We start from the raw sequence: 24,868 nt of genomic DNA, 5'->3' as shown, positions 1-24,868 counted from the left end.
GTGTGTTCCCGGATTGATTTCTTTCCTGATGAATGAGGTGAATATGGCCTGCCTGATGAGTACTCTCGATAATTACGGTTGGTTGGCTGATCTTTCGGACAAGGTGTGACAGACATTGAATGGTAGCGTATTTGATAAAAAACACTAATTTAACGGAACAATGTACTTTTTAGGCTGCATCTCCGTTAGATTAGTGTTATTTTTGTAAACGATATCGTGATATGGTAAAAGAAGGATTAATGAAGAAGTTGCTTGTATTATCTTTGGTATTCGCTTGTATGACAGGAAATGCACAAGTTCCGGCCGATTCGGTTGTGATGACGGTTGCCGGAAAGCAGATTCCCTTGGATGAATTTATTTTTATTGCGCAAAAGAATAGCGAAGTTAACCTGTCCGACCGTAAATCCGTGAACGCCTATGTGGAGTTGTTCAAGAACTTCAAGCTGAAAGTGGCGGAAGCGGAAGATTTGGGACTGGACAAGACGAAAGCGTTCAAAGATGAATTGGATGGCTATCGGGCCCAATTGACTTCAAGTTATCTGTCGGATAAGGACGGAGAGGAAGCGGCCGTGCGTGCCGTATATGACCGGTATGGCGAAGTGCTGGAACTGAGCCATATTTTGTTCCGTTTGCCGCAGCGTACGTTGTCGAAAGATACGGTTGCTGTCTATCAGAAAGCGATCGAGGCTTATAACCGCATTCAGGCGGGAGAGGACTTTGCCGCTGTCGGCAACGAGCTGAAAGATGCCGATAAGGAAAATGTCGGTTATGAATATGTACACTGCCTGCTGCCGATGCAGACGGTTAAGGCTTTTGAAAATGTCGCTTATTCGATGCCCGTCGGTTCCGTCTCCTTGCCGGTCCGGACAACTATGGGCTTCCATATCATAAAAATACACAGCCGGAAACAGAATCCGGGGCTGGTGCGTGTGGCGCATGTCCTCACCGACTCGTTGGCGCGTGCGGAAGAAGTGTACCGGAAAGCGAAAGACGGGGCGGACTTTGCCGGGTTGGCAAAAGAATATTCATCCGATGCCGGTTCGGCCAAGCGGGGAGGCGAGTTGCCTGCTTTCGGTGTCGGCGAGATGGTGGAACCGTTCGAAGCGGCTGCTTTCGCCTTGAACGTTCCGGGGGAATTGTCACGGCCGGTGCAAACCCGTTTCGGCTATCACATCATAAGGCTGATCGAGAAGAAAGGCATTCCGTCTTTCGATGACAAGAAAAAAGGGTGGTCCCGCCAGATGGCGCAGGGGGAACGGAACTTCGAATATTACGGAGCGTTCGACGAGCGGATGAAGAAAGAGTACGGCTATCGTTTCTATCCCGAAGCATACGCCGAACTGCAAGCCTTGTGCAACGACTATTTCCCGTCCGATCCTGCTTTCTACGAGAAGGCGAAAGAGATGAACAAGACCTTGTTTCATCTGAATGGCACGGATTTCCCCCAGAGCGAGTTCGCTTATTATATACAGCGTTGCCCGTTCTCAACGAAATCGTATGCGGGAGATTTCATGCAGGAAGTTTACGACCTTTTTATCCGCGACATCGTGACCACTGCCGAACGTAAGAATCTGACGGCAAAACATCCGGAGTTCGAACTTCTTATGAAAGAATATCGGGATGGCATCCTGCTGTTCGACATCAGTAATAAGGAAATCTGGAACAAGCCGATGGACCAACAGGCCCAGGCGGAGGCCGAGTGGATCGAACGGCTGAATCAGAAATATCCGGTGACGATAAACTGGAAGCTGGTGAAGAAAGTGAGTAAAATGACAAAGAAATAATAAAGAGAATTTTATATGAGATATTGCTTCATTTTTATAGCATTCGTATCTTTGCTGTGTTCTTGTAAGGGAACGCAGCCTGCGGATGATGCGGATGTGCTGGTAAAAGTGAAGGACCGGACGCTCGGACGTTCGGAGGTGAAACAGTTGATCCCGCGCGGATTATCCTCGGCTGACAGCATGTTGCTCGCCGAAAGCCTGGAAAAGAAATGGGTGAAGGATGCGTTGGTCTACGATGTGGCCTTGCGCAACTTGGAGGGGGAGGACAAGGCGGAAGTGGATAAGCTGGTGGAGGAATACCGTCATTCGCTGATCCGTTACCGGTATCAGGAGCAGTTGATAAGAGAAAGGCTTTCTTCCGAATTTCAGGAAAGCGACAAGCTGAGTTATTACGAAGAAAACCAGAAAAAGTTTGTGTTGGACAAGGCTTTGGTGAAAGGCCTCTTCCTGAAAATCCCGGTGGATGCCCCCGGGATCGCTGATGTAAAGGGATGGTATAGATCGACTTCTGAGGCTTCTTTAGAAAAAATTGAGAAGTATAGTGTGCAGAATGCCAGTATTTATGACTACTTTTACGACAAATGGGTGGACTTCGACCAGGTGATGGATAATATTCCGGTGCATGTGTCGAATGCAAATGACTTCCTGAAGGCAAACAAGTTTGTCGAAGTTTCGGATAGTACATATTGCTATCTGTTGAATATTAAGGAATATCTGCCTGTGGGAAGTGTGGCGCCTTATGACTATGCCAGTGCGCAGATCGTAGAGATGCTGACGAATCTGCGCAAGGTGGAATTTTTGAAGAAATTTGAAGAAGAATTATATAATGACGCAGTCAGGAGCGGTGACGTCAAGTTTTACGCGGAACCGTGATCGGCAGTTTATAGAGAAGTACATGATGAAAAAGATTTTAACAGTATTCATTCTTGCCTGTTTATCTTGTGTGGTGTATGCACAGGATAATGTGATCGATGAAATTGTGTGGGTGGTAGGAGATGATGCGATTTTGCGTTCGGACATCGAGAGCCAGCGTTTGTATCTGCAAAACGAGGGGCAGCGTTTCGACGGTGATCCTTATTGCGTGCTCCCCGAACAGATGGCCGTTCAGAAACTGTTCCTGAACCAGGCGAAGATCGATAGTGTGGAAGTGAGCGAAAGCCAGGTGATCCAGGAAACGGACCGTTGGATCAATTTAGCAATCAATCAGTTGGGCTCCAAGGAAAAGTTGGAGGAATATTTCGGTAAAAAGATTTCCCAGCTGAAGGACGAGCGCAAGGAAATGATCATGGAGCAACAGACCGTGGAACAGATGAAGCGCCAGCTGATCGGTGAGATCAAGCTGACGCCTTCCGAAGTCCGTAAATATTACAGTCAGTTGTCTAAAGACAGTCTGCCTAATATCCCGACAACGGTAGAGGTGCAGATCATCACGATGGAACCGAAGATCCCGTTTGAAGAGACGGATGCCATCAAGGCGCGTCTTCGCCAGTTTACCGATGATATCAACAGCGGGAAATATGAGTTCTCGACATTGGCCCGTTTGTATTCGGAAGATCCGGAATCGGCCAAAAGAGGTGGCGAGTTGGGATTTTTGGGCAAGACCAGTTTGTTGCCTGAGTTTGCCAACGTCGCTTTCAATCTGAAAGATCCGAAAAAGATTTCCCAGATCGTGCAGACCGAATATGGATATCATATTATCCAATTGATCGAAAAGCGTGGCGACCGTATCAACTGCCGCCATATCCTGCTGAAGCCGAAAGTTTCGGACAAGGAATTGAACGAGTGCATGACGCGCATGGACTCGTTGTACAACGACTTGACGGCAAAGAAATTCACATTTGAGGAAGCGGCGACTTTTATCTCTGCCGACAAGGACACGAGAAATAATAAAGGTTTGATGGTGAACCAGAACTATGAAAGTGACAATCATAGCACTCCGAAATTCGGAATGTCCGAGTTGCCGCAGGAAATCGGCAAGGTGGTCTACACGATGCAGGTGGGCGATATCTCCAAACCTTTCACCATGATCAACGACAAGCAGAAGGAAATTGTTGCTATTGTAAAACTGAAAGCCAGAGTGGATCAGCATAAGGCAAACATATCGGATGACTATCAGGCTTTGAAGTCGATCGTCGAATCCCGGAAGCGGGAAGAGTTGCTGCATGACTGGATCATTAAGAAGCAGAAAAGCACATACGTGCGTATCAGCGACGGCTGGCGTAATTGTGACTTCCAGTATCCCGGCTGGATTAAAGAATGAGGAGTGTAAATAGATTTATTTTAACAGGCCTGTTTTTTCTGTTGACGGTCTGTGCTTTTGCACAGGCTCAAGATAGCATTGTGCGTGCAGATACGATTATCATGAGCGCACAGGACGTGACGGCCGCCCCGGTGGACAGCCTGGTGGCTACCGATAGCTTGCAGGTCGCGGCGGATACCGTCCCGGCCAAAAAAACGAAAGTCTACCTGATCCATTCCAATACGTTGTCCTTTGATAAGGCCGTGAAGCCGGATGCGCAGATCCTGAACGGCGATGTGTGTTTCCGGCATGACAGTTCATATATGTATTGCGACAGCGCTTATTTCTTCGAGCAGACCAATTCGCTCGAAGCGTTCAGCAATGTCAGGATGGAGCAGGGTGACACCCTGTTTGTCTACGGGGATTATCTTTTTTATGACGGGAACACGCAGGTCGCTTATCTGCGCGAGAATGTCCGGATGGAGAACGGGCAGGTGACGCTCTTCACGGATAGCCTCAATTATGAACGCATTCCGAATATCGGATATTATTTTGAAGGCGGATTGATCGTGGATTCCCTCAATCAGCTCTCCTCTTTCTACGGGCAATATTCTCCGGGGACGAAGCTGGCTGTGTTCAATGACAGCGTGCAGCTTGAGAATCCCGATTTCACGTTGTATTCCGATACTTTGCATTATGATACGGAATCCAAGATCGCTACCATCTTGGGGTCGTCTGTCATTGTTTCGGACAGCGGCACGATCCACACTTCGAGAGGATGGTATGATACGGTGAACAACACCTCCCTTCTGCTGGACCGCTCGCAGGTTGAATCGGGAGAGAAGATCCTGGTCGGCGACTCCATCTTCTACAACCGGGATACGGGCATGGGAGAGGTTTACGGGAACATGAGCCTGGTCGATACGGCCCAGCATGTGACGCTCCAAGGCGAATATGGCTATTATAATGAACAGACCGGATATGCTTTTGCTACCGACAGCGCCCGCTTCCTTGAGTATTCGCAAGGCGACACCTTGTTCTTACATGCCGATACGTTGCAGATGGTGACCGTCGATTCTGCTTATCGAGAGATCAAGGCCTTTTACGGTGTGCGTTTCTACCGGACCGATATGCAGGGCGTGTGCGACTCCATGCAGTTCAACACGCGCGACTCCGTATTATATATGTACACGGAGCCGGTTCTCTGGAACGAACAATATCAATTGTATGGCGATACGATCGCCATTTATATGAATGACAGTACGATCGAGTATGCCCATGTGATCCAGTTCGCTTTTGCGGCGCAGCATGTCGATTCGAGTTACTATAACCAGTTGAAGGGGAACGACCTGAAGGCCTATTTTGAGGGGCAGGCGCTCAGCCGGATCGATGTGGCGGGAAATGCCGAATCCATTTTCTATCCGTTGGAAAAGGATGGGGCGAAAGTCGGGATGAACGAAACCAAGAGCGGGTTCCTGACGATCTGGGTGAAAGATAACAAGCTGGATAAATTGAAAATCTGGCCGAGTCCGGTCGGCAGCATGACTCCGATCCCGGACCTCAAGCCCGACCAAAAGATGTTGAAAGATTTTTATTGGTTCGACTATCTGCGTCCGAAGGATAAGGATGACATTTACGAGGTGGTGAAAAGAAAAGCGGCGGAATCACCTAAGAGAAGCAATAAATTCGTACATTAGCAAAGAATTTTCAAACAATAAAAGACTATGGCATTATTCTCATTTTATAATGTGCGGAAGCCTCGCCAGTTCGATCACAAGCCGATCTACTGGGATCCTCACAAGGAGGCGATGGAAGATCGCATCCGTAAGGTGAAGCGCGAGATCGGCATGGACGACCAGTTAAGCGCAGAAGATTATAAAGCAGAGATCAAAGGCAGCTTTATAGAAGGTACTTCGCATTTGAAGAAAAGCCGCGATAAAGGTGATGACCGCCGGAGTCGTACTTATAAGAATATGAAATTGTTGCTTGCGGCAGTCGTATTGGCAGCCTTGTTTTGGGTTTTGTTTATGTAATGAGCGATATAATTCATTTACTTCCTGACAGTATCGCCAATCAGATAGCGGCGGGCGAGGTTATCCAGCGTCCTGCCTCTGTCGTGAAAGAGTTGGTGGAAAATGCGGTGGATGCCGGTGCCGGACATATTCAGGTGAATATAAAGGATGCCGGTCGTACATTGGTCCAGGTGATCGATGACGGGAAGGGTATGTCCGAGACGGATGCCCGGATGGCTTTCGAGCGGCATGCGACTTCGAAGATTTCTACTGCCGATGATCTTTTTTCCCTCCATACGATGGGATTCCGCGGCGAGGCGCTTGCTTCGATAGTGGCGGTTTCGCAAGTGGAACTTCGTACACGCCTGAAAGGTGCCGAGCTGGGGACGCATCTTGTTTTTTCGGGTTCCGATTTGGAGAGCGTCGAACCGGATGCCTGTACCGAAGGAAGTATTTTTTCAATCAAGAATCTCTTCTTCAACGTCCCGGCACGTCGGAAGTTCCTGAAGTCGAATGAGACGGAGTTCCGGAATATCATCAATGAGTTCGAACGGATCGCATTGGTCAATCCGCAGGTCGCTTTGTCTCTTTACCATAATGACACGGAGATATTCAACCTGCCTGAGTCCGGCTTGCGGCAACGTATTATTAATGTATATGGAAAAACGCTGAACCAGAAACTTCTTTCAGTGGATGCGCAAAGTTCGCTGGTGACGATTTCCGGCTTTGTGGGGCGGCCCGATTCGGCGAAGAAGAGGGGGGCTTTGCAGTATTTCTTTGTAAACGGACGTTTCATGAAGCATCCGTATTTTCACAAAGCGGTCATGCAGGCTTACGAGCAACTGATCCCGGCAGGCGAGCAACCGAACTATTTCATCTATTTCACGCTCGACCCGGCGACGATAGATGTCAATATCCATCCGACCAAGACGGAGATCAAGTTCGAGAACGAGCAGCCGATCTGGCAAATCCTGATGGCTGCGACCCGTGAAGCGTTGGCCAAGTCCAGTGCGATCCCGACCATCGATTTCGATGTGGAGGGCGCTATCGATATCCCGGTGTATAATCCGGTGAAGGAAGCGGCTCCTTATAAAGCTCCCCGCGTGCAGGTGGATTCCGGGTATAATCCTTTCGAAACCTCTTCTTATAAGAAACCGGAGTTCGACTGGTCCAAGCTTTATAATGATTTCGAGGAAGACCGGACTGCCATAGGGCAGGATCCGGCATTGGTCGAAACACTCTTGGCTTCTGATATTTCGGAACCGGCCATCGAGGCGGACGAAGGGGCTGTCGAGGATGCTTCGGGCAGTTTGTTCAATGATGTGTCCAACCCTTGTTACCAATATAAAGGAAAATATATCATAACTTCTTTGAAGTCGGGCTTGGCTTTGATCGACCAGCACCGCGCCCATGTCCGCATTCTGTTCGACCAGTACATTGCGAACATCAGGCAACAGCGAGGGGCTTCCCAGCAAGTCCTTTTCCCTGAGATTGTCGAGTTCACCGCCGGCGAAGCCGTTGCCTTGCCGGTCTTGCTCGAAGATATGCGGTTTATCGGTTTTGATCTGACGGACCTGGGGAACAACAGCTATGCTATCAACGGTCTTCCTGCCGGTGTGGAGAATCTTGATCCGGTCTCTTTGATCCGCAATATGGTGGACCGTGCGATCGAGACCGGCTGCGAAGTGCAGGAGGAAATCTGTGCTTCGCTGGCGCTTTCTCTGGCTAAAGCGGCTGCTATCCGTCCGGGAAAACTCCTTTCCGGAGAAGAAATGGATAACTTGCTCGCTTCTCTTTTTTCCTGTCAGGAATCGAACCTGACTCCCGATGGAAAGACCATTATCTCGAAATTGACGGATGAAGAATTGGAGAAACGTTTCAAATAATCGGTTGGAGGGGGCGATACCTTCTTCGGATAGCCATTCGCTCTCGATCCGATGGGCATCGAACGCGAATCCGACAGGCATCGATTCTTTATCCGATGCCTGTCCGATTTTTCAAGGAAGGGAGCCGGCCGACCGGCTTGTCCGGTCTTGTAAGGAAAAATAACTGTTAATTATTTGTAAATGGATAAAAGATGCGTCTTGTGAAACGGGAACAAATGCGTACCTTTGCAGCGTTTTAGCGTGAAGTGCACGAAAAAGAAGGCGCAACTTGTTGATAGTCCGAAAAGAATGTGTACCTTTGCAGCTCAAAATAAAGAAATAGATAATTATAATAATAACACATTCAAAGTTTAAAAAAGAAAAGAAATGCCTACAATTCAGCAATTAGTTAGAAAAGGAAGGGAAACTTTGGTGGAAAAGGGTAAATCACCCGCATTGGATTCATGTCCGCAGAGACGTGGCGTTTGCGTACGTGTTTACACGACAACTCCGAAGAAACCTAACTCTGCAATGCGTAAAGTAGCGAGAGTTCGTTTGACAAATGGAAAAGAAGTAAACTCTTACATTCCGGGAGAAGGACACAACCTGCAGGAACACTCAATCGTATTGGTTCGCGGCGGTCGTGTGAAGGACCTTCCTGGTGTACGTTATCACATTGTACGTGGAACCTTGGATACTGCAGGCGTAAACGGACGTACTCAGAGACGTTCCAAATACGGCGCTAAACGTCCGAAACCGGGACAGGCAGCTGCTGCAGCTAAAGGAAAGAAGAAGTAATTAGTTACATCCCTTCAAACTGAGAATTTAAATTTAAGTATTAAAGCTGGTTTGAGTTATTTGGATAGGCTATAAGGTTGAGTAAATGGTTCAGCGGAACCGTTGAAGACGTATTAAAGGCAACCAAGAAACAAGAACGAAATTTTTGAAAACAAAATGAGAAAAGCAAAACCAAAGAAAAGACAGATCCTCCCGGATCCTGTTTTCGGTGATGTTAAGGTTACGAGATTCGTTAACCATTTGATGTATGATGGCAAGAAAAATACTGCCTTCGAAATTTTCTATTCCGCTTTGGAAACAGTTAAGGCCAAATTGCCTAACGAAGAAAAGTCCGCTCTCGAAATTTGGAAAGCTGCACTCGACAATATTACTCCTCAAGTCGAAGTGAAATCCCGCCGTGTCGGTGGCGCTACTTTCCAGGTACCTACTGAAATTCGCCCCGATCGTAAAGAATCAATTTCAATGAAGAACCTAATCATCTTCTCACGTAAGAGAGGTGGTAAGACTATGGCTGACAAGCTGTCTGCAGAGATTGTAGATGCTTTCAACAACCAGGGTGGAGCATTCAAAAGAAAAGAAGATATGCACCGTATGGCCGAAGCTAACCGTGCATTCGCTCACTTCAGATTTTAATTATAAAGGCTAAGAAAGAATTATGGCAAACGATAAACAATTAATGTTTACAAGAAACATCGGTATCATGGCTCACATCGATGCTGGTAAAACAACTACTTCTGAACGTATCTTGTTTTACACAGGTCTGACCCATAAGATCGGTGAAACGCATGATGGTACTGCTACGATGGACTGGATGGCCCAGGAGCAGGAACGCGGTATTACAATCACATCTGCTGCAACGACTACTTTCTGGAACTATCTGGGTAACAGATACAAGATCAACTTGATTGATACTCCGGGACACGTGGACTTTACAGTGGAAGTCGAGCGTTCTCTTCGCGTACTGGACGGTGCTGTTGCTACTTTCTGTGCTGTAGGTGGTGTGGAACCGCAGTCTGAAACCGTATGGCGCCAGGCTGACAAATATAATGTGCCTCGTATCGGTTATGTGAACAAGATGGACCGTTCGGGTGCAAACTACTACGAAGTTATCCGTCAGATGAAGGAAATTCTGGGGGCTCATCCGTGTCCTATCCAGATCCCTATCGGTGCTGAAGAAACTTTCAAGGGTGTGGTAGACTTGATTAAGATGAAGGCTATTTTCTGGCACGACGAATCAATGGGTGCTGAATATAGCGTGGAAGAAATTCCGGCTGATTTGCAGGCTGAAGCTGAAGAATGGCGCGACAAGATGCTGGAAGCTCTGGCTGAATGCGATGATGCTATCATGGAAAAATACTTCGATGATCCTTCAACTATCACAGAAGATGAAATCAACGCTGCTATCCGTAAGGGTACTTTGGCAATGCAGATCAACCCGATGACTTGTGGTTCTTCTTTCAAGAACAAGGGGGTTCAGACGTTGCTGGATGCAGTTTGTGCATTCCTGCCTTCTCCTGAAGATAATCCTGCTATCGAAGGTACTGATCCTAATGATCCTGAAAAGGTTGTTGTCCGTAAGCCGTTGTTCGAAGAACCGTTGACTGCATTGGCGTTTAAGATCGCAACAGACCCGTATGTAGGTCGTCTGTGCTTCTTCCGCGTATATGCCGGTTCCTTAACAGCCGGTTCTTATGTTTACAACACACGCTCAGGTAAGAAGGAACGTATCTCTCGTCTGTTCCAGATGCACTCAAACAAGCAGAACCCGATGGAAGTTATCGGTTGTGGTGATATTGGTGCTGGTGTTGGTTTCAAGGATATCCGTACAGGTGATACATTGTGTGACGAAAACCATCCGATCACATTGGAATCAATGGACTTCCCTGATCCGGTTATCGGTATCGCAGTAGAGCCTAAGACTCAGAAAGACCTGGATAAGCTGGGTATGGGATTGGCTAAACTGGCTGAAGAAGACCCGACGTTCCGTGTACAGACTAACGAAGAAACAGGCCAGACTGTCATTAGCGGTATGGGTGAGCTGCACTTGGATATCATCGTTGACCGTCTGCGTCGCGAATTCAAGGTTGAATGTAATCAGGGTAAACCTCAGGTTACTTACAAGGAAGCTATCACAAAATCGGTTGAACTTCGTGAGGTTTACAAGAAGCAGTCCGGTGGTCGTGGTAAGTTCGCTGATATCATCGTTCGTATCGAACCGGCTGACGAAAGCTTCGAAGGTACTCTGCAGTTCATCGATGAAGTGAAGGGCGGTAACATTCCGAAGGAATTCATCCCCTCTGTTCAGAAAGGTTTCGAAAAAGCAATGAAGAACGGTATCCTTGCCGGCTATCCGTTGGATAAATTGAAAGTAACATTGATCGATGGTTCATTCCACCCGGTCGACTCTGACCAGTTGTCTTTCGAAATTTGTGCAATCCAGGCATTCAAGAGCGCTTCCGAAAAGGCAGGTCCTGCTTTGATGGAACCGATCATGCAGATGGAAGTTGTTACTCCGGAAGAAAGCATGGGTGATGTAATCGGCGACTTGAACAAACGTCGTGGGCAAGTTGAAGGCATGGAAACAAGCCGTACGGGTGCTCGTATCGTAAAAGCTAAAGTTCCTCTGGCCGAAACATTCGGTTATGTAACAGCTTTGCGTACTATCACTTCAGGTCGTGCAACTTCTTCAATGCAGTTCTCACACTATGCTCAGGTATCTTCTTCTATCGCTAAGCAGGTATTGACGGAAGTACAGGGTCGTGCTGATTTGATCAAATAATTTAGAAACATATATATAGATATGAGCCAAAAGATCAGAATTAAATTAAAGTCTTACGATTATTCTCTGGTAGACAAGTCTGCCGAGAAGATCGTAAAGACGGTTAAGGCTACCGGTGCAGTTGTTAGCGGCCCGATACCTCTGCCTACGCATAAGCGTATCTTTACTGTGAACCGCTCGACTTTCGTTAACAAAAAGTCTCGTGAGCAGTTCGAACTCTCTTCTTATAAGAGATTAATCGACATCTACAGCTCGACTGCAAAAACGGTTGACGCATTGATGAAGCTGGAGTTGCCCAGCGGTGTTGAAGTAGAAATTAAAGTGTAAGTTTATTAACAAATTAGTGAAATGCCAGGATTATTAGGAAAAAAAATCGGAATGACATCCGTTTTCAGTGCCGAGGGAAAAAATCTTCCATGCACTGTTATCGAAGTGGGTCCTTGTGTAGTTACACAGATTAAGACTTTGGAAAATGATGGCTATGAAGCTGTACAGTTGGGTTTCGAAGATAAAAAAGAGAAACACACGACACAGCCGGAAATGGGCCATTTCAAAAAGGCAGGTGTAACTCCCAAGAGATACTTGGCCGAGTTCAAGAATTTTGAAACCGAATATAAGCTCGGTGATGTAATCACTGTAGATTATTTGGAAGATGCAGGTTTCGTTGATGTAGTAGGTACATCAAAAGGTAAAGGTTTCCAGGGTGTAGTAAAGCGTCATGGTTTCGGTGGTGTAGGTCAGACTACTCACGGTCAGCATAACCGTCTGCGTGCTCCCGGTGGTATCGGTGCCTGTTCTTACCCTGCAAAGGTATTCAAAGGCATGCGTATGGCCGGCCAAATGGGTAATGAACGTGTAACGGTTCAGAACCTGCAAGTGATCAAGGTGATGCCGGAACACAATCTTTTATTGGTTAAAGGATCTGTTCCAGGAGCAAAAGGTTCAATCTTATTAATTGAAAAGTAATGGAACTGAGCGTATTAAATATTAAAGGTGAAGATACCGGAAGAAAGGTAACATTGAACGATGCTATCTTTGGCATTGAACCCAATGATCATGCTATTTACTTGGATGTAAAACAGTATTTGGCTAATCAGCGTCAGGGAACTCACAAATCTAAAGAAAGAAGTGAAGTTTCTGGTAGTACTCGTAAATTGATCCGCCAGAAGGGTGGTGGTGGAGCTCGTCGTGGCGACATCAACTCTCCGGTATTGGTAGGTGGTGGCCGTGTATTCGGTCCGAAACCGAGAGATTATGAGTTCAAATTGAACAAGAAGGTAAAAAGCTTGGCTCGTAAGTCTGCCTTGACTTATAAAGCAAAGAATAACGCAATCGTGGTGGTAGAAGATTTCACTTTGGAAGCTCCTAAAACTAAAGAATTCGTAACGATTGCTAAGAATCTGAAAGTGGCTGACGGAAAGTTACTTTTGGTTTTATCAGAGAAAAATAATTTCGTATATTTGTCGGCCAGAAATTTAGAGAAGGCAAATGTCATAACGGCTTCAGAGCTAAATACATACGGTGTGTTAAACGCTGCTAATTTGGTATTGACTGAGAGTTCTGTAGCTGTTATTGAAAAACTGTTTAACGCATAAGGAGTAGAAAAATGGGAATTATTATTAAACCTATAGTAACTGAGAAGCAAACAGCGATTACAGAAAAAATGGATAATCGCTATGGTTTTCGTGTTTCTCCTGATGCCAACAAGTTAGAGATTAAAAAAGCCATTGAAGACATGTATAATGTTACAGTAGTTGATGTTAACACCATCAACTACTCTGGAAAGCAGAAAAGTCGTTATACCAAATCCGGTATTATCAATGGCAAACAATCAGCTTTTAAGAAGGCTATCGTAACGTTGAAAGAAGGAGAAACAATTGATTTCTTTAGTAATATCTAAAAAAAGAAATGGGAATACGTAAATTAAAGCCCACAACACCGGGGCAGAGACACAAAGTTATTGGTGCATTTGATAAAATCACTGCAAGTACACCAGAAAAGTCTCTTGTAGTAGGTAAGAAGAGTACAGGTGGTCGTAACAACACTGGTAAGATGACAATGCGTTATCTTGGTGGCGGTCACAAACAAAAGTACAGATTTATCGATTTCAAGAGAAACAAAGATGGCATTCCTGCAACAGTCAAGTCTATCGAGTATGATCCTAACCGTACATCTCGTATCGCACTGTTGTATTACGCAGACGGAGCAAAGAGCTATATCATCGCTCCGAACGGATTGGAAGTTGGCCAGACAGTGGTTTCAGGTAGCGAAGCCGCTCCTGAGGTAGGTAATACTTTGCCTATGGCAAATATTCCCGTTGGTACTATTATTCACAACATTGAGCTTCGTCCGGGACAGGGTGCTAAGTTAGTACGTTCAGCCGGTGCTTTTGCTCAGTTGACTTCGAAAGAAGGCGATTATGCAATTATTAAGATGCCTTCTGGCGAAACCAGAAAGATTCTTGCTGCTTGTAAGGCTACAATTGGTAGTGTAGGTAATTCAGACCATGGTCTTGAAAAATCAGGTAAAGCCGGTCGCTCTAGATGGTTAGGTCGTCGTCCTCACAACCGTGGTGTTGTTATGAACCCGGTTGATCACCCGATGGGTGGTGGTGAAGGTCGTGCTTCCGGAGGTCATCCTAGATCTCGCAATGGCTTATATGCTAAGGGCTTGAAGACAAGAGCTCCGAAGAAGCATTCTTCAAAATATATTATTGAAAGAAGAAAGAAATAATCTGATTAATTAAGTAAACTATGAGTCGTTCGCTAAAAAAAGGCCCGTATATTAATGTAAAGCTTGAAAAGAAAGTCTTGGCAATGAATGAGTCAGGAAAGAAGGCTGTCGTTAAGACATGGGCAAGAGCTTCAATGATTTCGCCTGACTTTGTAGGCCATACTATTGCAGTTCACAATGGAAATAAATTTATTCCTGTTTTTGTAACCGAGAACATGGTAGGTCATAAACTGGGAGAGTTTTCTCCTACTCGTACGTTCCGTGGTCACGCCGGTAACAAGAAAAAATAATCGGTAGTAACAGGAATTCAGGAATCTGAAAATAAAAAGAATCAATAAAATGGGTGCTAGAAAAAGAATATCAGCTGAAGTAAGAAAAGAAGCTCAGAAGACCATGTACTTCGCTAAATTGCGGAACGTGCCGACTTCTCCCCGCAAGATGCGTCTCGTTGTAGACATGATCCGCGGGATGGAAGTATTCCGTGCACTTGGTGTTTTGAAGTTTTCTAACAAGGAAGCTGCAGCAAGAGTAGAAAAATTGCTTCGTTCAGCTATTGCCAATTGGGAACAGAAAAATGAACGTAAAGCAGAAGCTGGAGAGTTGTGCGTATCTTCAATCAGCGTAGATTGCGCTACTACATTGAAGAGAATGCGTCCGGCTCCTCAGGGAAGAGGATACAGAATTCGTAAACGTTCGAACCATGTAACTCTGTTTGTTGATACACTTAGTAAAAACGATAGTCAAAATTAATTTGTAGATGGGACAAAAAGTTAATCCGGTTAGTAATCGTTTGGGAATCATCCGTGGTTGGGATTCCAACTGGTATGGCGGCAAAAAATACGGAGACACTTTGCTGGAAGATAGCAAAATCCGTAAATACCTGAATGCTCGTCTTGCTAAGGCTAGTGTATCTCGCGTCGTTATCGAACGTACGCTGAAGTTGATTACAATCACAGTTTGCACATCACGTCCGGGTATTATCATCGGTAAAGGTGGTCAGGAAGTTGATAAATTGAAAGAAGAGTTGAAGAAAATTACCGACAAAGAGGTTCAGATCAACATCTTTGAGGTAAAAAGACCTGAATTGGACGCTGTTATCGTTGCAAACAATATTGCTCGTCAGCTTGAAGGAAAAATTGCATACCGTCGTGCTATCAAGATGGCTATCGCCTCTACCATGAGAATGGGTGCCGAAGGTATTAAAGTGCAAGTCTCTGGTCGTTTGAACGGCGCTGAAATGGCTCGTTCAGAAATGTATAAAGAAGGAAGAACTCCGTTGCACACATTCAGAGCAGATATTGATTATGCTTTGGCTGAAGCGTTGACGAAGGTTGGTTTGATCGGTGTTAAGGTTTGGATCTGCCGTGGTGAAGTTTATGGTAAGAGAGATCTTGCTCCTTCATTCGCTGCAACTAAAGATTCAGGTCGTAGAAATGAGAATGCCGGCGGCAGCAGAGATAAGAACTTCAAGAGAAAGAAAGCTAATCGTTAAACGTTAGAATTTAAGAAGAGATGTTACAACCAAAGAAAACCAAGTTCAGAAGACAGCAGAAAGGTCGCATGAAGGGCGAAGCTCAGCGTGGCAACCAGCTGGCATTCGGTTCGTTTGGTATAAAAGCGTTAGAAAATAAATGGATTACCGGTCGTCAGATCGAAGCTGCTCGTATCGCGGTAACTCGTTATATGCAACGTCAGGGTCAGGTTTGGGTTCGTATTTTCCCGGACAAACCCATCACAAAGAAGCCTGCTGAAGTACGTATGGGTAAAGGTAAAGGTAATCCCGAAGGATTTGTTGCGCCTGTTACTCCAGGTCGTTTGATTTTCGAAATCGAAGGGGTTCCTTTTGATATTGCTAAAGAAGCTTTGCGCTTAGCAGCACAAAAGCTTCCGGTAACAACAAAGTTTGTTGTGAGACGTGATTATGATATGGCTAATCAAAATGCGTAATTTGTTATGAAGATTGCAGAAATTAGAGAATTAAGCACGAAGGAGTTAATAGAAAGAATTGATGCTGAAGTGGCTGCTTACGATCAGAAAGTAATCAACCACAGCATTTCTCCGAGTGAAAACCCTGCTCAGATTAAACAACAACGCAGGATGATTGCGCGCATGAGAACAGAATTGCGCCAGAGAGAACTTAACAACAAATAATTGAGCCTGATGGAAACTAGAAATTTAAGAAAAGAAAGAACGGGCGTGGTTACCAGCAACAAGATGGACAAGAGCATCACAGTTGCTATTAAATGGAAGGAAAAACACCCCATTTATGGAAAGTTCGTTAGTAAGACGAAGAAATATCATGCTCATGACGAAAAGAATGAATGCGGTATCGGCGATACTGTAAAGATTATGGAAACTCGTCCTTTGAGCAAAACAAAAAGATGGAGATTAGTTCAAATAATCGAAAGGGCTAAGTAACATGATACAACAAGAATCAAGACTAGTAGTAGCAGATAACAGTGGTGCAAAAGAAGCGTTGTGTATTCGCGTTTTGGGCGGTACAAGAAAACGTTACGCCACTGTCGGGGATGTAATCGTAGTAGCAATCAAGAGTGTAATCCCGTCGAGTGATGTGAAGAAGGGTGCTGTTTCTAAGGCTATCATTGTTCGCACTAAAAAAGAGATTCGCCGCCCGGATGGTTCATACATCCGTTTCGATGATAACGCTTGCGTGTTGTTGAATGCCGGTGGTGATATTCGTGGAAGCCGTATCTTTGGTCCGGTTGCCAGAGAACTTCGTGCAACAAACATGAAAATTGTTTCACTTGCACCAGAAGTGCTTTAATTTTGTAAAACTTAAAGTAATGAGCAAATTACATATCAAAAAAGGCGATATAGTTTTTGTTAATGCCGGCGAAGACAAAGGTAAGACAGGTCGTGTTTTGGAAGTACTCGTAAAAGACAACCGTGCCATTGTAGAAGGTATTAATATGGTATCGAAGCATACTAAGCCTAATGCAAAGAATCCTCAAGGAGGTATTGAAAAGAAAGAAGCTCCTGTTCATATTTCTAACCTGAACGTTGTTGACCCGAAATCCGGTAAGCCGACACGTATCGGTCGTAAGTTAGACGAAAAAGGTGCTTTAGTGCGTTATTCTAAAAAATCAGGGGAGGAAATTAAGTAATGAGCAATACTGCCAGTCTTAAGAAAGAATATCAGGACAGAATTGTTCCTGCTTTGACGAAAGAGTTCGGTTATACAACCGTAATGCAGGTTCCCGTACTGAAGAAGATTGTTATCAATCAAGGTTTGGGTATGGCTGCTGCTGATAAGAAGATTATCGATATCGCTATCAGCGAATTGTCTGCAATCACTGGCCAGAAGGCTGTTGCGACAGTTTCAAAGAAGGATATCTCAAACTTCAAGTTGCGTAAGAAAATGCCGATCGGTGTAATGGTGACATTACGTCGTGAACAGATGTACGAATTCCTGGAAAGACTCGTTCGCGTTGCTCTTCCTCGTATTCGTGACTTCAAGGGAATCGAAAGCAAACTGGACGGAAGAGGCAATTATACCCTCGGAATTCAGGAACAAATCATTTTCCCTGAAATAAATATCGATAATATTACCAAAATATTGGGAATGAATATTACCTTTGTGACCTCTGCGAAAACAGACGAAGAAGGGTATGCTCTCTTGAGAGAATTTGGGTTGCCTTTTAAAAATGCAAAAAAAGACTAAGTAGTTATGGCAAAGGAATCAATGAAAGCCCGTGAGGTGAAAAGAGCAAAGCTCGTAGCTAAATATGCTGCTAAAAGAGCAGAATTGAAAGCAGCAGGTGACTATGAAGCTTTACAGGCTTTACCTAAAAATGCTTCTCCTGTACGTTTGCACAATCGTTGCAAAATTACAGGTCGTCCGAAAGGCTATGTACGCCAGTTCGGTATTTCTCGTATTCAACTGCGTGAAATGGCATCTCATGGTTTAATCCCGGGTGTAAAGAAAGCAAGTTGGTAAGAGTTTTTTTAATTTAAATATTGTCCGGGTGGCCGGATCAATTTAATTCATTTATATATGACAGATCCTATTGCAGATTATTTGACAAGATTGCGTAACGCGATCAAAGCGAAGCACAGAGTTGTTGAAGTGCCGGCGTCAAATTTAAAGAAAGAGATCACTAAGATCCTTTTCGACAAGGGTTACATTCTTAATTTTAAGTTTGTAGAAGATGGTCCTCAGGGTACAATTAAGATTGCCTTGAAGTATGACTTGGTAAACAAAGTAAATGCAATCAAGAAACTTGAGAGAGTTTCTACCCCTGGTTTGCGTAAGTACACTGGTTACAAGGAAATGCCGAGAGTATTGAATGGTTTAGGCATTGCCGTTCTTTCTACTTCCAAAGGTGTGATGACAGACAAAGAAGCCCGTGATCTGAAGATCGGTGGTGAAGTATTATGTTATGTTTATTAATTAGGAGGAAAGAAGAATGTCAAGAATAGGAAAATTACCAATTCATGTACCGGCCGGTGTTACGGTTACCATTAAGGATAATGTAGTGACTGTAAAAGGTCCCAAAGGCGAAATGACTCAGGCTGTGAATCCTGATATTAATGTGACTTTGGAAGATGGAATCATTCATCTGACACGTCCGACAGACGAAAAGAACCATCGTGCGCTGCACGGTTTGTATCGTTCGCTGATCAACAACATGGTGATCGGTTGTTCAGAAGGATACAAAAAAGAACTGGAACTTGTCGGTGTCGGTTACCGTGTGACAAATACAGGTCAGCTGTTAGATCTTTCTTTAGGTTATACTCACAACATCTACATGCAGTTGCCTAAAGAAGTGAAAGTTGAAACAAAGGCAGAGAGAAATAAAAATCCTCTTATTATCCTTGAATCGGCTGATAAACAATTACTGGGACAGATTTGTGCTAAGATTCGTTCATTCAGAATGCCGGAACCGTATAAAGGTAAGGGTATCAAGTTCGTGGGTGAAGAAATTCGCAGAAAGTCTGGTAAATCAGCAGGTAAGTAATCTACGTAAACTGAAATTATCATGACAACGAAGGAAGAAAGAAGATTAAAGATAAAAGCAGGTGTACGCGGTAAGATCTCAGGAACTCCTGAACGTCCGCGCCTGACTGTGTTTAGAAGCAATAAGCAAATCTATGCACAGGTTATAGATGATACTACAGGTAAGACTCTGGCTGCCGCATCCTCCTTGAAGATGGATGTTAAGGCTCCGAAGAAGGAGATTGCTGCCAAGGTTGGAGAACAGATCGCCAAAGTTGCCCAGGAAGCTGGTGTACAGGCTGTAGTTTTCGACCGTAACGGTTACCTGTATCACGGGAGAATTAAAGAATTAGCTGATGCTGCACGTAACGGCGGCCTTAAATTTTAATGAAGATGGCAGGAGTTAATAATAGAGTTAAGTCGACCAACGACATAGAGTTGAAGGACCGTTTGGTTGCAATCAACCGCGTAACTAAAGTAACCAAGGGTGGACGTACATTCAGTTTTGCTGCTATTGTCGTAGTAGGAAACGAAGACGGCATCGTTGGCTGGGGCTTGGGTAAAGCCGGTGAAGTAACGACAGCTATCGCAAAAGGTGTTGAAGCTGCAAAGAAAAACCTGATCAAAGTCCCTGTTCACAAAGGAACCATTCCTCACGAACAGTTGGCTAAGTTCGGTGGCGCTCAGGTGCTGATCAAGCCGGCTTCTCACGGTACCGGTGTCAAAGCCGGTGGTGCTATGCGTGCCGTATTGGAAAGTGTAGGTATCACAGACGTTTTGGCTAAGTCAAAAGGTTCTTCTAACCCTCACAACTTGGTAAAGGCAACTATTGCCGCTTTGAGTGAGTTAAGAAGCCCGTTGATGGTTGCTCAGAACAGAGGTGTTGCAGTAGAAAAAGTATTCAGAGGTTAATTAGGGAGGATAATAAGTTATGGCAACTATCAAAGTTAAGCAGACAAAAAGTAGAATTAAATGCCCGAAAGACCAAAAGAGAACTCTTGATGCACTGGGTCTGAAGAAAATGAACCAGGTAGTAGAACATGAAGCTACTCCGGCTATTCTGGGTATGGTTGAGAAAGTGAAACATTTGGTTTCAGTAGTAAAGTAATAACGGTTGAAAAATAAATTATACGATATGAATTTATCAAATTTAAAACCTGCTGAAGGATCTACCAAGACCAGAAAAAGAATCGGCCGTGGTCCGGGTTCAGGATTAGGAGGAACTTCAACAAGAGGTCATAAAGGTGCGAAATCAAGATCCGGTTACAAGCAGAAAATCGGTTTCGAAGGTGGTCAGATGCCTATACAGAGACGCTTACCTAAATTTGGTTTCAAGAATATTAACCGCGTTGAATATAAAGCTATCAATCTTTCTACATTACAAGGAATGGCTGATGCTTTGCAGATCACAAAGATTGGCATCAACGAACTGATCGAAGCTGGTTTCATTTCCTCTTCCCAGTTGGTTAAGATTCTTGCTAAAGGCAACTTGACAGCTAAACTTGAGGTGGAAGCTCACGCTTTCTCTAAGAGTGCTGAAGCTGCTATCCAGGCAGTAGGTGGAACTGTTGTTAAACTCTAAGTTATGAGAGCAGTTGAAACAATAAAGAATATCTGGAAGATTGAGGATCTGAGAAATCGGATCCTCACCACTCTTTTATTGGTGGCTATATACCGTTTCGGTACGTATGTCGTTCTTCCGGGTATTGATCCTAAAGCGTTGACCGCTTTGCAGGAACAGACAAGAGGCGGATTGCTGGCGTTGTTGGATATGTTCTCTGGTGGTGCTTTCTCTAATGCTTCTATTTTTGCATTAGGGATTATGCCGTATATCTCCGCTTCCATTGTAATGCAGTTGATGGCAATTGCAGTTCCTTCTTTCCAGAAATTGCAGAGAGAAGGTGAGAGTGGTCGTCGTAAGATCAACCAGTGGACCCGTTATCTGACAGTCATGATCCTTCTGTTCCAGGGTCCGACGTATCTTGTTAACTTAAGTGTACAGCTGAAAGCCGCCGGAGCAGCTCTGCCTGCAGGCATATGGTTCACTATTTCTTCTACAGTTATTTTAGCTGCTGGAAGTATGTTTATCTTATGGCTTGGTGAAAGAATTACAGATAAAGGTGTTGGAAATGGTATTTCATTTATCATTTTAGTTGGTATTATAGCCCGTCTGCCGCACTCTTTGTTCGAAGAATTTATTTCAAGAACAAGTGAGAAAACCGGTGGTCTGGTTATGTTCTTGTTTGAAATGTTGTTCCTTTTGCTGGTTATCGCAGGTGCTATCCTGTTGGTACAAGGTACTCGCAAGGTGCCCGTACAGTATGCAAAACGGATCATTGGAAACAAACAATATGGTGGTGCCCGCCAGTACATCCCTCTTAAGGTGAATGCTGCGAACGTGATGCCCATCATCTTTGCCCAGGCAATCATGTTTATTCCCATTTCAATTGTTGGTTTCTCAAGCACAGGCGAACAGTCTGGTTTCGTAGCTGCGTTTATGGACAATACCGGATTTTGGTACAACTTCGTATTTGCTGTACTGATTATCTTGTTTACATATTTCTATACAGCTATCACGATCAATCCCACTCAGATGTCGGATGATCTGAAGAGAAACAACGGGTTCATTCCGGGTGTTAAGCCGGGAAAGAGTACCAAGGATTATTTGGATACCATCATGGACCGTATTACTTTGCCGGGAGCATTCTTCCTCGCATTAGTGGCTATCATGCCTGCTTTTGCCCGGATCGCCGGTGTAAGTATGGCGTTCTCCCAGTTCTTTGGCGGAACATCTTTGTTGATCCTGGTTGGTGTGGTGTTGGATACACTGCAGCAAGTAGAAAGTCATTTGCTGATGCGTCATTATGACGGTTTGTTGAAGTCAGGAAGAATTAAAGGTCGTGCAGGCGCAGCTGGCGCTTATTAATTAGAATGATCTATTTAAAAACAGATGAAGAAATTGAGTTGATGCGTGCGGCGAATCAACTGGTGGGCAAGACGCTTGGCGAATTGGCCAAACATATCGCCCCCGGTGTCAATACGCTTCAACTCGACAAGATTGCCGAGGAATTCATTAGAGATAATGGTGCGGTTCCGGCGTTTTTGGGATACGGAGGTTTTCCTAATTCCATATGTGCTTCCGTGAATGAACAGGTTGTACATGGTATTCCTTCTTCGAAGACAATACTGAAAGAGGGAGATATCATATCTGTCGACTGCGGTACGGTGTTGAATGGTTTTGTCGGCGATTCGGCTTATACTTTTTGTGTGGGCGAAGTCGATCCCAAAGTGAAAGCCTTGTTGAAGGCGACAAAAGAATCGCTTTACCTGGGAATCCAGCATGCCATCGAAGGCAAACGCCTCGGAGACATCAGTCATGCCGTACAGTCGTATTGCGAATCGAAAGGTTACTCTGTTGTCAGGGAGCTGGTCGGTCACGGTATCGGACGTAAGATGCACGAAGAGCCGGAAGTCCCCAATTACGGGCGTCCCGGTTGCGGTCCCTTGTTGCGCAGCGGTATGTGTATCTGCATAGAGCCGATGATCAATATGGGAAGCAAGAACGTCGCTTTTGAGAAAGACGGCTGGACGGTCCGTACGAAAGACAGAAAGTGTTCGGCTCATTTCGAGCATTGTATCGCGATCCGTCCCGAAGGTCCCCGGATCTTGTCTTCATTCGAGTTTTTAGAAGAAGTTTTAGGTAATAACGCAATTTAATTTGATTTGATTTTATATGGCTAAACAGTCAGCAATTGAACAAGATGGAGTTATAGTGGAAGCATTGTCGAACGCAATGTTTCGTGTAGAATTAGAGAACGGACATGAAATCACTGCTCATATCTCAGGGAAGATGCGGATGCACTACATCAAGATCCTTCCCGGTGATAAAGTAAGAGTTGAGATGTCTCCGTATGATCTATCGAAAGGTAGAATTGCTTTTAGATATAAATAAAAAAAACAACAAGATATGAAAGTAAGAGCATCTTTGAAGAAGCGTACTCCCGAATGCAAAATCGTTAGAAGAAAGGGACGCTTATACGTAATTAACAAGAAAAATCCTAAGTATAAACAACGTCAAGGATAATTTATTATTTTTGCAAAATAATTTAAGTAAGTAATATGGCTATAAGAATAGTTGGTGTAGACTTGCCACAAAATAAAAGAGGAGAAATTGCCTTGACCTATATTTACGGTATTGGTCGTAGCGCTTCAAAATCCATTTTAGATAAAGCAGGGATCGATCGTGATATCAAAGTAAAAGACTGGACAGACGATCAAGCTGCAAAAGTACGTGAAGTCATTGGCGCTGAGTACAAGGTAGAAGGTGATCTTCGTTCTGAAGTTCAGCTGAACATCAAGCGTCTGATGGATATCGGATGTTACAGAGGTGTTCGTCACCGTATTGGTTTGCCTTTGAGAGGCCAGAGCACAAAGAACAACGCTCGTACTCGCAAGGGTAAGAAGAAAACTGTTGCAAATAAGAAAAAAGCTACTAAATAATAAGAATTGATATGGCAAAGAAAACAGTCGCAGCAAAGAAGAGAAACGTAAAAGTTGACGCTTACGGTCAAGCTCATATTCATTCTTCTTTTAACAACATCATTGTATCTCTTGCTAATAGCGAAGGTCAGGTAATCAGTTGGTCTTCCGCTGGTAAGATGGGATTCAGAAGTTCTAAAAAGAACACTCCGTATGCCGCCCAGATGGCCGCTCAGGATTGTGCAAAAGTAGCTTACGATCTTGGTTTGAGAAAAGTAAAAGTATTCGTAAAGGGACCGGGTAACGGACGTGAGTCTGCTATCAGAACTATCCACGGTGCAGGCATTGAAGTAACGGAAATCGTTGACGTTACGCCGCTTCCTCACAATGGTTGTCGTCCTCCGAAAAAGAGAAGAGTATAATTAACTATAGTTTCTTGAACATTGAATCCGGAATTGTGAATAGATTACACAAAGACCTTATCCTCTCTGTAGTCGCGGCTGCACGGTTCCAGATTCAGAACAGAACATTAAAACAATAAAAAAATGGCAAGATATACTGGACCTAAAACAAGAATTGCCCGTAAATTCGGTGAGGCAATATTCGGACCGGATAAAGTTCTTTCAAAAAAGAACTATCCTCCCGGACAGCACGGAAATGCCCGCAAGAGAAAAACTTCTGAGTACGGAATCCAGCTTCGTGAGAAGCAGAAAGCCAAATACACTTACGGTGTATTGGAAAAACAGTTTAGAAACCTGTTTGAAAAGGCATCACGTTCAAAAGGCATTACCGGTGAAGTGCTGTTGCAGTTACTGGAAGGCCGTCTGGACAACGTAGTATTCCGTTTGGGTATCGCCCCGACGCGTGCTGCCGCCCGTCAGTTGGTTTCTCATCGTCACATTACAGTAGACGGTAAGGTTGTGAACATTCCTTCTTACTCTGTAAAAGCCGGTCAGGTTATTGGTGTTAGAGAAAAATCCAAATCTCTTGAAGTGATTGCCGACGCACTGTCAGGATTCAACCACAGCAAGTATCCTTGGATCGAATGGGATCAGTCTTCTTTAAGCGGAAAATTACTGCATCTGCCGGAAAGAGCTGACATTCCTGAAAACATTAAAGAGCAGTTGATCGTAGAATTGTATTCTAAATAATAATTGATTTCCATGGCGATATTAGCATTTCAAAAACCCGATAAAGTATTAATGTTGGAAGCGGACAATTT

37 protein-coding genes are annotated in these 24,868 nt (G+C 44.5%); all 37 read left to right on the top strand.

All coding sequences use genetic code 11. The annotated features are described in order from the left end of the window. Nucleotides 1–221 precede the first annotated feature (221 nt). Entirely contained in the window at nucleotides 222–1,784 is a 1,563-nt protein-coding gene (locus tag ACW6QF_RS05955) for a peptidylprolyl isomerase (RefSeq protein WP_456087140.1), read from the top strand. A 15-nt stretch (nucleotides 1,785–1,799) separates the two neighbouring features. Then, nucleotides 1,800–2,657, top strand: a complete 858-nt coding sequence (locus ACW6QF_RS05950; protein WP_298550388.1) for a peptidyl-prolyl cis-trans isomerase — start codon at nucleotides 1,800–1,802, stop codon at nucleotides 2,655–2,657. A 22-nt stretch (nucleotides 2,658–2,679) separates the two neighbouring features. Next, nucleotides 2,680–4,044, top strand: a complete 1,365-nt coding sequence (locus ACW6QF_RS05945; protein ID WP_298550389.1) for a peptidylprolyl isomerase — start codon at nucleotides 2,680–2,682, stop codon at nucleotides 4,042–4,044. Next, nucleotides 4,041–5,720 carry an OstA-like protein gene (locus tag ACW6QF_RS05940; protein ID WP_456087139.1) on the top strand — a complete coding sequence of 560 codons (1,680 nt, stop codon included), beginning with the start codon at nucleotides 4,041–4,043 and terminating at the stop codon, nucleotides 5,718–5,720. Before ACW6QF_RS05945 ends, ACW6QF_RS05940 begins: the two co-directional genes overlap by 4 nt. A gap of 27 nt (nucleotides 5,721–5,747) precedes the next feature. Next, a complete protein-coding gene (locus ACW6QF_RS05935; RefSeq protein WP_456087138.1) occupies nucleotides 5,748–6,056 on the top strand; it encodes a hypothetical protein in 309 nt (102 codons plus the stop codon). Continuing rightward, nucleotides 6,056–7,921 (top strand): DNA mismatch repair endonuclease MutL, encoded by a 1,866-nt coding sequence (mutL, locus tag ACW6QF_RS05930; protein WP_456087137.1) that lies wholly within the window; start codon nucleotides 6,056–6,058, stop codon nucleotides 7,919–7,921. The genes ACW6QF_RS05935 and mutL overlap by 1 nt, the downstream gene beginning before the upstream one ends. Nucleotides 7,922–8,287: 366 nt before the next feature. Beyond that, nucleotides 8,288–8,698, top strand: coding sequence for a 30S ribosomal protein S12 (rpsL, locus tag ACW6QF_RS05925; RefSeq protein ID WP_005634721.1), 411 nt, complete (start codon nucleotides 8,288–8,290; stop codon nucleotides 8,696–8,698). 156 nt (nucleotides 8,699–8,854) lie between these two features. Continuing rightward, the gene (gene rpsG / locus ACW6QF_RS05920; protein WP_008149961.1) at nucleotides 8,855–9,331 is read left to right on the top strand and encodes a 30S ribosomal protein S7; all 477 of its coding nucleotides are present in this window, start codon (nucleotides 8,855–8,857) and stop codon (nucleotides 9,329–9,331) included. A gap of 19 nt (nucleotides 9,332–9,350) precedes the next feature. Beyond that, nucleotides 9,351–11,477 carry an elongation factor G gene (gene fusA, locus ACW6QF_RS05915; RefSeq protein ID WP_456087194.1) on the top strand — a complete coding sequence of 709 codons (2,127 nt, stop codon included), beginning with the start codon at nucleotides 9,351–9,353 and terminating at the stop codon, nucleotides 11,475–11,477. Between the two features lie 21 nt (nucleotides 11,478–11,498). Next, complete coding sequence (gene rpsJ, locus ACW6QF_RS05910) at nucleotides 11,499–11,804, top strand: 30S ribosomal protein S10 (RefSeq protein WP_005634728.1); 306 nt, start codon at nucleotides 11,499–11,501, stop codon at nucleotides 11,802–11,804. 21 nt (nucleotides 11,805–11,825) lie between these two features. Continuing rightward, nucleotides 11,826–12,443 (top strand): 50S ribosomal protein L3, encoded by a 618-nt coding sequence (gene rplC / locus ACW6QF_RS05905; RefSeq protein ID WP_298550397.1) that lies wholly within the window; start codon nucleotides 11,826–11,828, stop codon nucleotides 12,441–12,443. After that, nucleotides 12,443–13,072: a 50S ribosomal protein L4 gene (gene rplD, locus ACW6QF_RS05900; RefSeq protein WP_298550400.1), complete on the top strand. Its 630-nt coding sequence runs from the start codon at nucleotides 12,443–12,445 to the stop codon at nucleotides 13,070–13,072. The genes rplC and rplD overlap by 1 nt, the downstream gene beginning before the upstream one ends. An 11-nt stretch (nucleotides 13,073–13,083) precedes the next feature. After that, nucleotides 13,084–13,377 (top strand): 50S ribosomal protein L23, encoded by a 294-nt coding sequence (gene rplW / locus ACW6QF_RS05895; RefSeq protein WP_186930212.1) that lies wholly within the window; start codon nucleotides 13,084–13,086, stop codon nucleotides 13,375–13,377. An 8-nt stretch (nucleotides 13,378–13,385) separates the two neighbouring features. Further along, nucleotides 13,386–14,210, top strand: a complete 825-nt coding sequence (rplB, locus tag ACW6QF_RS05890; RefSeq protein ID WP_308572795.1) for a 50S ribosomal protein L2 — start codon at nucleotides 13,386–13,388, stop codon at nucleotides 14,208–14,210. A gap of 20 nt (nucleotides 14,211–14,230) precedes the next feature. Beyond that, entirely contained in the window at nucleotides 14,231–14,500 is a 270-nt protein-coding gene (gene rpsS, locus ACW6QF_RS05885) for a 30S ribosomal protein S19 (RefSeq protein WP_005634738.1), read from the top strand. Nucleotides 14,501–14,549: 49 nt separating this feature from the next. After that, nucleotides 14,550–14,960 carry a 50S ribosomal protein L22 gene (rplV, locus tag ACW6QF_RS05880; RefSeq protein WP_298550405.1) on the top strand — a complete coding sequence of 137 codons (411 nt, stop codon included), beginning with the start codon at nucleotides 14,550–14,552 and terminating at the stop codon, nucleotides 14,958–14,960. A 7-nt stretch (nucleotides 14,961–14,967) separates the two neighbouring features. Further along, on the top strand, nucleotides 14,968–15,702 hold the full coding sequence (gene rpsC / locus ACW6QF_RS05875) for a 30S ribosomal protein S3 (protein ID WP_298550407.1): 735 nt from the start codon (nucleotides 14,968–14,970) through the stop codon (nucleotides 15,700–15,702). A gap of 20 nt (nucleotides 15,703–15,722) precedes the next feature. Next, nucleotides 15,723–16,157 (top strand): 50S ribosomal protein L16, encoded by a 435-nt coding sequence (rplP, locus tag ACW6QF_RS05870; RefSeq protein WP_005634742.1) that lies wholly within the window; start codon nucleotides 15,723–15,725, stop codon nucleotides 16,155–16,157. A gap of 6 nt (nucleotides 16,158–16,163) precedes the next feature. Then, entirely contained in the window at nucleotides 16,164–16,361 is a 198-nt protein-coding gene (gene rpmC, locus ACW6QF_RS05865; RefSeq protein WP_298550409.1) for a 50S ribosomal protein L29, read from the top strand. A 9-nt stretch (nucleotides 16,362–16,370) separates the two neighbouring features. Continuing rightward, a complete protein-coding gene (gene rpsQ / locus ACW6QF_RS05860) occupies nucleotides 16,371–16,628 on the top strand; it encodes a 30S ribosomal protein S17 (RefSeq protein ID WP_115497989.1) in 258 nt (85 codons plus the stop codon). A gap of 1 nt (nucleotide 16,629) precedes the next feature. Further along, nucleotides 16,630–16,995 carry a 50S ribosomal protein L14 gene (rplN, locus tag ACW6QF_RS05855; RefSeq protein WP_005634749.1) on the top strand — a complete coding sequence of 122 codons (366 nt, stop codon included), beginning with the start codon at nucleotides 16,630–16,632 and terminating at the stop codon, nucleotides 16,993–16,995. 19 nt (nucleotides 16,996–17,014) lie between these two features. Continuing rightward, a complete protein-coding gene (gene rplX, locus ACW6QF_RS05850) occupies nucleotides 17,015–17,335 on the top strand; it encodes a 50S ribosomal protein L24 (protein ID WP_298550414.1) in 321 nt (106 codons plus the stop codon). After that, complete coding sequence (gene rplE, locus ACW6QF_RS05845) at nucleotides 17,335–17,892, top strand: 50S ribosomal protein L5 (RefSeq protein ID WP_298550416.1); 558 nt, start codon at nucleotides 17,335–17,337, stop codon at nucleotides 17,890–17,892. The genes rplX and rplE overlap by 1 nt, the downstream gene beginning before the upstream one ends. 6 nt (nucleotides 17,893–17,898) lie before the next feature. Beyond that, nucleotides 17,899–18,168 (top strand): 30S ribosomal protein S14, encoded by a 270-nt coding sequence (rpsN, locus tag ACW6QF_RS05840; RefSeq protein WP_005634756.1) that lies wholly within the window; start codon nucleotides 17,899–17,901, stop codon nucleotides 18,166–18,168. A gap of 57 nt (nucleotides 18,169–18,225) precedes the next feature. After that, nucleotides 18,226–18,621 carry a 30S ribosomal protein S8 gene (gene rpsH, locus ACW6QF_RS05835; protein WP_005634758.1) on the top strand — a complete coding sequence of 132 codons (396 nt, stop codon included), beginning with the start codon at nucleotides 18,226–18,228 and terminating at the stop codon, nucleotides 18,619–18,621. A gap of 16 nt (nucleotides 18,622–18,637) precedes the next feature. Next, complete coding sequence (rplF, locus tag ACW6QF_RS05830; protein WP_008149927.1) at nucleotides 18,638–19,189, top strand: 50S ribosomal protein L6; 552 nt, start codon at nucleotides 18,638–18,640, stop codon at nucleotides 19,187–19,189. 21 nt (nucleotides 19,190–19,210) lie between these two features. Continuing rightward, nucleotides 19,211–19,555 (top strand): 50S ribosomal protein L18, encoded by a 345-nt coding sequence (gene rplR, locus ACW6QF_RS05825; protein ID WP_005634763.1) that lies wholly within the window; start codon nucleotides 19,211–19,213, stop codon nucleotides 19,553–19,555. Nucleotides 19,556–19,560: 5 nt separating this feature from the next. Further along, entirely contained in the window at nucleotides 19,561–20,079 is a 519-nt protein-coding gene (rpsE, locus tag ACW6QF_RS05820) for a 30S ribosomal protein S5 (protein WP_115498103.1), read from the top strand. Between the two features lie 19 nt (nucleotides 20,080–20,098). Next, nucleotides 20,099–20,275, top strand: a complete 177-nt coding sequence (gene rpmD / locus ACW6QF_RS05815) for a 50S ribosomal protein L30 (protein ID WP_005651341.1) — start codon at nucleotides 20,099–20,101, stop codon at nucleotides 20,273–20,275. Nucleotides 20,276–20,302: 27 nt separating this feature from the next. After that, nucleotides 20,303–20,749 carry a 50S ribosomal protein L15 gene (gene rplO / locus ACW6QF_RS05810; RefSeq protein WP_298550421.1) on the top strand — a complete coding sequence of 149 codons (447 nt, stop codon included), beginning with the start codon at nucleotides 20,303–20,305 and terminating at the stop codon, nucleotides 20,747–20,749. A gap of 3 nt (nucleotides 20,750–20,752) precedes the next feature. Next, nucleotides 20,753–22,093 carry a preprotein translocase subunit SecY gene (gene secY, locus ACW6QF_RS05805; RefSeq protein ID WP_298550423.1) on the top strand — a complete coding sequence of 447 codons (1,341 nt, stop codon included), beginning with the start codon at nucleotides 20,753–20,755 and terminating at the stop codon, nucleotides 22,091–22,093. A 5-nt stretch (nucleotides 22,094–22,098) separates the two neighbouring features. Next, nucleotides 22,099–22,884 carry a type I methionyl aminopeptidase gene (gene map / locus ACW6QF_RS05800; RefSeq protein WP_456087136.1) on the top strand — a complete coding sequence of 262 codons (786 nt, stop codon included), beginning with the start codon at nucleotides 22,099–22,101 and terminating at the stop codon, nucleotides 22,882–22,884. Between the two features lie 16 nt (nucleotides 22,885–22,900). After that, on the top strand, nucleotides 22,901–23,119 hold the full coding sequence (gene infA / locus ACW6QF_RS05795; protein ID WP_005634776.1) for a translation initiation factor IF-1: 219 nt from the start codon (nucleotides 22,901–22,903) through the stop codon (nucleotides 23,117–23,119). Between the two features lie 15 nt (nucleotides 23,120–23,134). Next, nucleotides 23,135–23,251 (top strand): type B 50S ribosomal protein L36, encoded by a 117-nt coding sequence (ykgO, locus tag ACW6QF_RS05790; protein WP_005645768.1) that lies wholly within the window; start codon nucleotides 23,135–23,137, stop codon nucleotides 23,249–23,251. A 35-nt stretch (nucleotides 23,252–23,286) separates the two neighbouring features. After that, a complete protein-coding gene (gene rpsM / locus ACW6QF_RS05785) occupies nucleotides 23,287–23,667 on the top strand; it encodes a 30S ribosomal protein S13 (RefSeq protein WP_005634778.1) in 381 nt (126 codons plus the stop codon). An 11-nt stretch (nucleotides 23,668–23,678) separates the two neighbouring features. Beyond that, a complete protein-coding gene (rpsK, locus tag ACW6QF_RS05780; RefSeq protein WP_005634781.1) occupies nucleotides 23,679–24,068 on the top strand; it encodes a 30S ribosomal protein S11 in 390 nt (129 codons plus the stop codon). Between the two features lie 123 nt (nucleotides 24,069–24,191). Further along, nucleotides 24,192–24,797 (top strand): 30S ribosomal protein S4, encoded by a 606-nt coding sequence (gene rpsD / locus ACW6QF_RS05775; protein WP_008149909.1) that lies wholly within the window; start codon nucleotides 24,192–24,194, stop codon nucleotides 24,795–24,797. Nucleotides 24,798–24,868: the final 71 nt, after the last annotated feature.

Source organism: Parabacteroides sp. (assembly GCF_977054455.1).
Note: the sequence above shows the minus strand (reverse complement) of the source record. Positions and strands in the feature narration are given on the sequence as shown.

Excerpts from the sequence above, each read along its gene's own strand:
- ACW6QF_RS05955 (WP_456087140.1), top strand. The coding sequence starts at position 222 with ATGGTAAAAGAAGGATTAATGAAGAAGTTGCTTGTATTATCTTTGGTA.
- ACW6QF_RS05950 (WP_298550388.1), top strand. The coding sequence starts at position 1,800 with ATGAGATATTGCTTCATTTTTATAGCATTCGTATCTTTGCTGTGTTCT.
- ACW6QF_RS05945 (WP_298550389.1), top strand. The coding sequence starts at position 2,680 with ATGATGAAAAAGATTTTAACAGTATTCATTCTTGCCTGTTTATCTTGT.
- ACW6QF_RS05940 (WP_456087139.1), top strand. The coding sequence starts at position 4,041 with ATGAGGAGTGTAAATAGATTTATTTTAACAGGCCTGTTTTTTCTGTTG.
- ACW6QF_RS05935 (WP_456087138.1), top strand. The coding sequence starts at position 5,748 with ATGGCATTATTCTCATTTTATAATGTGCGGAAGCCTCGCCAGTTCGAT.
- mutL (WP_456087137.1), top strand. The coding sequence starts at position 6,056 with ATGAGCGATATAATTCATTTACTTCCTGACAGTATCGCCAATCAGATA.
- rpsL (WP_005634721.1), top strand. The coding sequence starts at position 8,288 with ATGCCTACAATTCAGCAATTAGTTAGAAAAGGAAGGGAAACTTTGGTG.
- rpsG (WP_008149961.1), top strand. The coding sequence starts at position 8,855 with ATGAGAAAAGCAAAACCAAAGAAAAGACAGATCCTCCCGGATCCTGTT.
- rpsJ (WP_005634728.1), top strand. The coding sequence starts at position 11,499 with ATGAGCCAAAAGATCAGAATTAAATTAAAGTCTTACGATTATTCTCTG.
- rplC (WP_298550397.1), top strand. The coding sequence starts at position 11,826 with ATGCCAGGATTATTAGGAAAAAAAATCGGAATGACATCCGTTTTCAGT.
- rplD (WP_298550400.1), top strand. The coding sequence starts at position 12,443 with ATGGAACTGAGCGTATTAAATATTAAAGGTGAAGATACCGGAAGAAAG.
- rplW (WP_186930212.1), top strand. The coding sequence starts at position 13,084 with ATGGGAATTATTATTAAACCTATAGTAACTGAGAAGCAAACAGCGATT.
- rplB (WP_308572795.1), top strand. The coding sequence starts at position 13,386 with ATGGGAATACGTAAATTAAAGCCCACAACACCGGGGCAGAGACACAAA.
- rpsS (WP_005634738.1), top strand. The coding sequence starts at position 14,231 with ATGAGTCGTTCGCTAAAAAAAGGCCCGTATATTAATGTAAAGCTTGAA.
- rplV (WP_298550405.1), top strand. The coding sequence starts at position 14,550 with ATGGGTGCTAGAAAAAGAATATCAGCTGAAGTAAGAAAAGAAGCTCAG.
- rpsC (WP_298550407.1), top strand. The coding sequence starts at position 14,968 with ATGGGACAAAAAGTTAATCCGGTTAGTAATCGTTTGGGAATCATCCGT.
- rplP (WP_005634742.1), top strand. The coding sequence starts at position 15,723 with ATGTTACAACCAAAGAAAACCAAGTTCAGAAGACAGCAGAAAGGTCGC.
- rpmC (WP_298550409.1), top strand. The coding sequence starts at position 16,164 with ATGAAGATTGCAGAAATTAGAGAATTAAGCACGAAGGAGTTAATAGAA.
- rpsQ (WP_115497989.1), top strand. The coding sequence starts at position 16,371 with ATGGAAACTAGAAATTTAAGAAAAGAAAGAACGGGCGTGGTTACCAGC.
- rplN (WP_005634749.1), top strand. The coding sequence starts at position 16,630 with ATGATACAACAAGAATCAAGACTAGTAGTAGCAGATAACAGTGGTGCA.
- rplX (WP_298550414.1), top strand. The coding sequence starts at position 17,015 with ATGAGCAAATTACATATCAAAAAAGGCGATATAGTTTTTGTTAATGCC.
- rplE (WP_298550416.1), top strand. The coding sequence starts at position 17,335 with ATGAGCAATACTGCCAGTCTTAAGAAAGAATATCAGGACAGAATTGTT.
- rpsN (WP_005634756.1), top strand. The coding sequence starts at position 17,899 with ATGGCAAAGGAATCAATGAAAGCCCGTGAGGTGAAAAGAGCAAAGCTC.
- rpsH (WP_005634758.1), top strand. The coding sequence starts at position 18,226 with ATGACAGATCCTATTGCAGATTATTTGACAAGATTGCGTAACGCGATC.
- rplF (WP_008149927.1), top strand. The coding sequence starts at position 18,638 with ATGTCAAGAATAGGAAAATTACCAATTCATGTACCGGCCGGTGTTACG.
- rplR (WP_005634763.1), top strand. The coding sequence starts at position 19,211 with ATGACAACGAAGGAAGAAAGAAGATTAAAGATAAAAGCAGGTGTACGC.
- rpsE (WP_115498103.1), top strand. The coding sequence starts at position 19,561 with ATGGCAGGAGTTAATAATAGAGTTAAGTCGACCAACGACATAGAGTTG.
- rpmD (WP_005651341.1), top strand. The coding sequence starts at position 20,099 with ATGGCAACTATCAAAGTTAAGCAGACAAAAAGTAGAATTAAATGCCCG.
- rplO (WP_298550421.1), top strand. The coding sequence starts at position 20,303 with ATGAATTTATCAAATTTAAAACCTGCTGAAGGATCTACCAAGACCAGA.
- secY (WP_298550423.1), top strand. The coding sequence starts at position 20,753 with ATGAGAGCAGTTGAAACAATAAAGAATATCTGGAAGATTGAGGATCTG.
- map (WP_456087136.1), top strand. The coding sequence starts at position 22,099 with ATGATCTATTTAAAAACAGATGAAGAAATTGAGTTGATGCGTGCGGCG.
- infA (WP_005634776.1), top strand. The coding sequence starts at position 22,901 with ATGGCTAAACAGTCAGCAATTGAACAAGATGGAGTTATAGTGGAAGCA.
- ykgO (WP_005645768.1), top strand. The coding sequence starts at position 23,135 with ATGAAAGTAAGAGCATCTTTGAAGAAGCGTACTCCCGAATGCAAAATC.
- rpsM (WP_005634778.1), top strand. The coding sequence starts at position 23,287 with ATGGCTATAAGAATAGTTGGTGTAGACTTGCCACAAAATAAAAGAGGA.
- rpsK (WP_005634781.1), top strand. The coding sequence starts at position 23,679 with ATGGCAAAGAAAACAGTCGCAGCAAAGAAGAGAAACGTAAAAGTTGAC.
- rpsD (WP_008149909.1), top strand. The coding sequence starts at position 24,192 with ATGGCAAGATATACTGGACCTAAAACAAGAATTGCCCGTAAATTCGGT.